This is a genomic window from Streptomyces caeni (assembly GCF_042678285.1).
Lineage (GTDB): Bacteria > Actinomycetota > Actinomycetes > Streptomycetales > Streptomycetaceae > Streptomyces > Streptomyces caeni.
Genome location: NZ_JBHUDX010000095.1, coordinates 1 through 5,876, shown reverse-complemented (window position 1 = coordinate 5,876; position 5,876 = coordinate 1). Strand labels below are relative to the sequence as shown.

At 67.8% G+C, this 5,876-nt stretch carries 7 protein-coding genes and 2 pseudogenes; 6 read left to right on the top strand and 3 right to left on the bottom strand.

Annotation, left to right across the window (positions count from 1 at the left end):
• Positions 1-643 (top strand): DNA/RNA non-specific endonuclease (locus ACFSL4_RS30825; protein WP_381090130.1); only part of this gene is annotated, 643 nt, incomplete at its 5' end.
• A 10-nt stretch (positions 644-653) separates the two neighbouring features.
• Positions 654-1,253, top strand: a complete 600-nt coding sequence (locus ACFSL4_RS30820) for a hypothetical protein (RefSeq protein ID WP_381090127.1) — start codon at positions 654-656, stop codon at positions 1,251-1,253.
• Between the two features lie 141 nt (positions 1,254-1,394).
• Here ACFSL4_RS30820 and ACFSL4_RS30815 read toward each other — a convergent pair whose 3' ends face one another.
• Positions 1,395-1,862, bottom strand: a complete 468-nt coding sequence (locus ACFSL4_RS30815; RefSeq protein WP_381090124.1) for a cation:proton antiporter family protein — start codon at positions 1,860-1,862, stop codon at positions 1,395-1,397.
• 110 nt (positions 1,863-1,972) lie between these two features.
• A complete protein-coding gene (locus ACFSL4_RS30810) occupies positions 1,973-3,676 on the bottom strand; it encodes a zinc-ribbon domain-containing protein (RefSeq protein WP_381090121.1) in 1,704 nt (567 codons plus the stop codon).
• Positions 3,677-4,145: 469 nt separating this feature from the next.
• Between ACFSL4_RS30810 and ACFSL4_RS30805 the strand changes: the two genes are divergently transcribed.
• The 4 genes and pseudogenes from ACFSL4_RS30805 to ACFSL4_RS30790 all read left to right on the top strand — a co-directional run.
• Positions 4,146-4,361, top strand: coding sequence for a hypothetical protein (locus ACFSL4_RS30805; RefSeq protein WP_381090119.1), 216 nt, complete (start codon positions 4,146-4,148; stop codon positions 4,359-4,361).
• Between the two features lie 3 nt (positions 4,362-4,364).
• Positions 4,365-4,505 (top strand): helix-turn-helix domain-containing protein, encoded by a 141-nt coding sequence (locus ACFSL4_RS30800; protein ID WP_381090116.1) that lies wholly within the window; start codon positions 4,365-4,367, stop codon positions 4,503-4,505.
• Between the two features lie 21 nt (positions 4,506-4,526).
• Positions 4,527-5,102, top strand: a complete 576-nt coding sequence (locus ACFSL4_RS30795) for an IS630 family transposase (RefSeq protein WP_381090133.1) — start codon at positions 4,527-4,529, stop codon at positions 5,100-5,102.
• Positions 5,103-5,176: 74 nt separating this feature from the next.
• A pseudogene (locus tag ACFSL4_RS30790) lies at positions 5,177-5,446 on the top strand (ATP-binding protein); the annotation flags it as partial.
• On the opposite strand, the pseudogene ACFSL4_RS30785 reads toward ACFSL4_RS30790, so the two are convergent.
• Positions 5,443-5,820, bottom strand: a pseudogene (locus ACFSL4_RS30785) (helix-turn-helix domain-containing protein); the annotation flags it as partial. The pseudogenes ACFSL4_RS30790 and ACFSL4_RS30785 overlap by 4 nt on opposite strands.
• Positions 5,821-5,876 lie beyond the last annotated feature (56 nt).

The following is a 5,876-nucleotide window of genomic DNA, read 5'->3' as shown; positions in this document are numbered from 1 at the left end:
GGCCGCCGCGGCAGGCCTGACGACAGCCGCCGTCTGCGTCGTCACCGGCGGCTGCGACTGGACGCCCAAGGAGAAGAACTCCAACTGCTCACTTGGTACCGGGGTCGGCTACCAAGTGCCGGGGACGTTGGACGACGCGGGACGGGCCACGGGGATGTTCGCCTGCGTCACCAAGAGCAGCCTCCGGCGGTCGGGCACTTCGCCGGTGCCCACGAGTACCCGCAACAAGCTGTCCGGCTACAGCGAGGCCCAGGACTACGCGGATTCGATGGGGCTGGATTCGGCCAAGACGATCAACGCGTGCCACCTCATTGCGGACACTCTGGGCGGCTCTGGATCCGACCAGCGCAACCTGGGAACCTGCTGGCGAGGTGTGAACACCTTCGACCGCACAGCGGGCAGCCGTGGCCGCAACAACATGCGCGTCATGGAAGACAAGGTGAAACAGGCCGCAAACCAGGGCCAGAGCGTCTCGTACACGGTGGTCCCGATGTACCGCACGGACACCAGCAAGGTCCCTTACCAGTTCGTCCTGACGGCGCGCGGCTACTACAACAGCGGTGTCGCCGGACTCCGGGACACCATGATTGTGGGCAACACGTACGGTGTGACCGGGCCGAATCTCGGCGATGTTGTCAAGTAACGGAGAAACCATGCGACAGCAACCGACTCCCATTGATGCCCTGGCTCGTCTCACCTCCCTGGTCGCGCCACCGACCGGGGGCGGCAACAGGGCGGACTGGGACGGCCTGTCCGAGCGGTATCCGCGCGGGTTCCCAGACGACTACAAACAGTTCATGCGGGTGTACGGCGAGGGCCTCTTCGACGACTTCCTCGGGGCGTGCGCGCCCGTCTCGGAGGTGTATCCCAACGATCCCGGCGCCAACGTAGAAGGCCTGACGGGGGATGCCGAACTGACGGGCGAGGAACTGGGGTACGACGCGCCCGAACTGCTCATCGGCTGGGGCTATACCGTCGAGGCGGACCTGCTGTGCTGGCGGGCAGACTCACCGGACCCCAACATGTGGGGCACGGTGATCTGGCGTCGGCAGTGGGACGAACCCGAGTGCTGGTCCCACTTCGACTGCGGCATGGTCGAGCTGCTGTGCCGGTATGCAGCCCGCGACCTGCCCGAGCACTGGACCTTCGATCTCCCCTACGAAGGCTGCCGCTTCTTCCACAGCAGGGATGTCAGGCGGTTCCGGCAAGAGCGCATCGACCCTTGGGGTCCGGAACCGGTGACTGGTTCATGAGCCCAACCATCCGAGGCCGAGAATGCCCTGCGAGCCGGACAGTCCAGCAGTTTTCCTGGTCAACGGCCTGGCGGGGCGGAGTGCGGTGGTAACGGGGCGGTCTTGCCGGGCTGTCCCGCAGCCACCGGGGCGACGCTGGCCTCACTCATTCACCACGCTGGTCCAAGCGTGCGACGACCTTGCCAGGGTGAGGGCCAGGGAGACCGCTCCCCGGAAGCCGGCCAGGGCGCTGACCACGCGGGCGCGGTGGCCCATGCGGCGTTCGAGTTGCTGGGGGCGCCGGTCTACAGTAAGGAGCCGGATGGTGCAGGTCGAGGCGGTCAGGAACGTGAAGCGGACCACGGCGAGCGTCACCGAGACCACAGCCACCGTGACGAGTGCGCCGGTCAGGTCCGTACCGGACAGGCTGCGGACGGCCGCCGGCGCCTCGAGTTCGACGAGGACGAACAGGGTGACGTTGAGCAGGTATATTGCGAGCGACCAGAACGCCTGCGTCTGCAGACGGGCGTCTGCTCGGCCCACGCTCAGCCCGGCCTGACTCGTGTAGACCGCCGAGCAGGGAACCCCCTTCCATGACGGCCTGCGCCTGCTCGCGTCCTGGGTCGTCACCCACCAGGATGCCCGGCGGGAGGCCTGAGCACCGGGCGCGGAGGCTGTGGGCCGGGCGCCGGTTGATCGTTTGGGCCACTCGCCTGGTGGTCAGGCAGCGGCAGCCCGACTCACACGACGCCGCGCCTTTGGGCGGCCAATGCCCACTGCTTGACCCGTTCGATCGTGGCGTCCGGTGTGGGCGCTGCCGAGTGGACGACGAACTCGGCATAGGCCGGATCGTCGATCGGCAGTGGGGTCAGAGGGTGTTCACGCAGCCGGGCCACGAGGTATCCGGCGGCGAGCAGGTCCCGGGACTTCTCGATGTCGACCTCGTACTTGTCCGCGTGCCAGTAGGAGCCGTCGTACTCGATGACGAGGGTCCGGCCGGCGGTGAGCTCGACGGTGATGTCGACAAGCCAGTGCGAGCGTCGGGCGAACGCGTCGTGCCGCACCGACCGGCCGGACGCGGCCCCGCCGAAGGCGCGTTCGGAGGCGGCGTGGTGATCGAGTTCTACCTGCGACTTCCCGTGTTCCCTGCACTCCGGGCAGCCGCTGCCGCCGGTCCGGGACGCCAGCGAGGCGCGCCAGACGTGATCGGCGTTCGTGGAGCAGATCCAGGCGGGTATGAAGGATGTCTGCCCGCTCGGGCGTACCTGCCATGCGGAGCACGGATTCAACGGGGACCATTCGGCTGCCAGGTCCGGGAAGTGGTAGGCGAGCGAGTCCAGGATCATGCGACATTCGGGGCACCGAAGGCGCTGGCCCTTGTCGCGCTGAGCCGGTGTTTCCTGCCACTCGTGGCCGCAGTTCGGGTCCTGCCACCACACGTTCTTGCGGGAGCCGGGAGACACGGATGCGACTTGGATGCTGCCGTTCTTCGACGGGTGCCACTGCGAGGCGATCTCCGCGGCGAGACTGAACGCCGACGGATCCGTCTCGACAGCCGCAAGCCGTTCATCACGTGTGCCCTGACCACGGCAGGAAGGGCAGCCGGCCGTCAGGTACGTGTGCGGTGACAGCCGCGGATGATGTCCTTGCGGGCAGCGAAAGCGATGCCCGGAACCGTGACCGGCGACTATCACGGTACGGGGGTCCTCGTCATCCGCCCAGGCCGCCAGCAACTCGGGGATGTCGGCAACCGGCATCACCTTGTAGCGCTCGTACTCCGCCTCCCACGCCGCGCGCCGCTTCGGTTCGCACTCGGGGCATTCGCGAGCGCCGACCATGGCCAGGACCCGCTTGGTGAACCGCAACCCGCAGTCCGGGCAGCGCCAGGACACCTCGCGGCGGGCCTTGACCGTGACGGTTTCCCAATCCGCGGTCTCGTTGCTCTCGTGATCCCACCAGTCGACGACGGGCAGTCCCGAGTCCTTGAGCAGGTCCCGCTTCTTCGCCTGCCTCGCCGCGGCTGTGGTGGAGGTCTGCCGGTCGCGCCTGGGGTTGGTCTGGCACCTGCACCCGAACCCGATGTCGCCCAGTCGCTCGGCACTCAGTCGTTCGCAGTACCGGCATCGCACGTGGTGCGGGTCCTCAGACAGTGATGGTTCCGTGAGCGGCCCGAGGTAGTCGTAGCCGTTCTTCTCGGCGTGCTCGCACGCCTCCGCTGCCGGCACCGGTATCAAGTTCGCGTACGCCCCCTTGAGGCGCCGGTCCTCCTCCGCCCAATGTCGCCAGTAGCAGGCCCGGCACGTCGCTTCCCCGAGCGCGTTCTTCTCGAGGGTGTACTCGAACCGGTAATGCGCCTCGACCCCACACGCCAGGCAGCGCGTCAGACGCCACGCAGTCGGCTTGGTGAACGGCTCCAGGGGTTCCAGACCGCCAGCACGCAGCATCGCCGTGATGTGGTCGTCGCACCAGGATTGGCGTGAACGGGTCCGGTACGCGGCTGGCTGCGAGCAATTCGGCTCAGAGCACAGCTGAACCGCCTTTCGAGGCGACGTAGAACTCACGTGCGGAGTCTCCCACGACTGTCGTTGCTGCTCTGGTCCGGTGACGCCACGGGCGGGCATCCCGCCACCCTGCTTGCACGTGCGCGCTCCGAATCGCTGGCCCTGATCGCGTAGCAACGCTTCAGGAGTCGATTGCTACCCAACAGCTCGACGGTCAGGTGAAGTTATACGATCAGCACTGTCCTGCCTGAGCCGCCTTTCGGGCCTATTGATCCGAAACGGTTTGGGTTCTGGGTGGTTGGGCGGGTGTGAGCGATCTGGCGGGGGATCCGCGGCATCTGTCGCCGTCGGCGCAGGAGGCCCTGCGGCTGCGGGCGGTGGCCGCGTTGGCGGCGGGCGGGACCGTGAGGACGTGGCTGCGGTGTTCGGGGTGTCGCTGAAGGCGGTCGACATCTGGTGGACGAAGTGGCTGGCCGGCGGCCGGGAGGCGCTGGTGATGCGGCCGCAGGGCAAGCCGGTGGGGGTGCACCAGGTGCTCGGGGAGGCCGAGCAGGCCGCCGTGCGGCAGGCGGTCCTCGATCACCGGCCCTGTGACGTGGGCCTTTCCGGACAGTTGTGGACACGGTGACTGGTGGGCGAGCTGATCGCGAAGCTGTACCGGGTGCGGCTGACCGAACCGGGGGTGGGCAAGTACCTGAAGCGGTGGGGCCTGTCCTTCCAGCGTCCCGACAAGCGGGCCGTCGAGCGGAACTCCGAGGCTGTCCGGCGCTAGCACGAGGAGACCTGGCCGACGATCCGGGCGAGGGCGAAGAGGGATGGCGGCGAGGTCCTGTTCGCAGACCAGGTCGGCATCCGCTCCGACCAGGTCACCGGCCGCACTTGGGGAGAGAAGGGGAAGACCCCGGTGGTGCGGCGGAGCGGGAACCGGTTCTCGCTGAACGCGATGTCGGCGATCAGCGCCAAGGGCCGGGTGCACTTCATGGTCTTCGCCGAGCGCTTCACCGCCGAGGTGATGTGCCGCTTCCTGGACCGGCTCGCCGGCCACTTCGACCACAAGGTCCACCTCGTGGTCGACGGGCACTCCGCCCACCGCTCGAAGAAGGTCCGCGACTGGCTCGCCGCCCATCCCGGCGACGTCGAACTGCACTTCCTGCCGCCGTACTCGCCTGAGCTGAACCCCGACGAACTGGTCAACGCCGACCTCAAGCACGGCCTGCTCCTACAGCACCGAGCCCGCGATCAGGCCGAACTGGCCGCCGAGACCTGCCGTTTCTTCCGCAGACGCCAGCGTCAGCCCCACACAGTCTGCGGCTACTTCGGCGGCCCACACGTTCGCTACATCCTCGACGAGAACCCCATGAGTTTCTGATCAATAGTGCACAGGTGGTGGTTGCGGCGTTTGCCTGGTCACAGGGTGATCGCATGCGAGGTACCACCAGTCATTTGCGCTATCCACCCGGCGCGGGCAAGACGATGCTCGCGGAGCGGTTGCCGGCCATCCTGCCGCGGCTGAGCAGGGAGGAGTCGCTGGAGGTCACGGCGGTGCACTCGGTGGCGGGACTGCTGCCTGCGGGCAAGCCGCCCATCGACGTGGCCCCCTACTGCGCCCCGCACCACTCGGCCACGATGCAGTCACTGGTCGGCGGTGGCCCGGGTACCGCGCGGCCCGGCGCGGTGTCGCTCTCGCACCGGGGCGTGCTCTCCTGGACGAGCACCCCCTCGGCGACCAGGAAATCCGCCAGCTTGGTCAGGCTCCTGGTCGAAAAGGGCAGGTTGTGTTCGGTCGGCCTGGACTTCGCGATCTTCTTGATCTCGCGGCGCTCGGGCAGGGTGAAGGTCTTGCACCGGCCGCCCTTGTACTTCGGATACAGGGAGTCGAAGCCGTCGGTGTTGAAGTTGTGGATCACATCGCGGACCTGGTCCGCGCTGGTGAACGTCACTTCGGCGATCTTCGCCACCGGCATGCCCTGGGCGGACAGCAGGACCATCTGGGCACGCCGCCAGGTCACCACCGACCCGGTGCCCCGGCGGATGATCCGAAGCAGCCGTCTGCCTTCGTCATCGTCGATCTCGCGCACACGTACCACCCGCGAGGACTCCGGCGCCGATGGGCGGCATCATCACGTCGGTGGCCAGGGGCTCC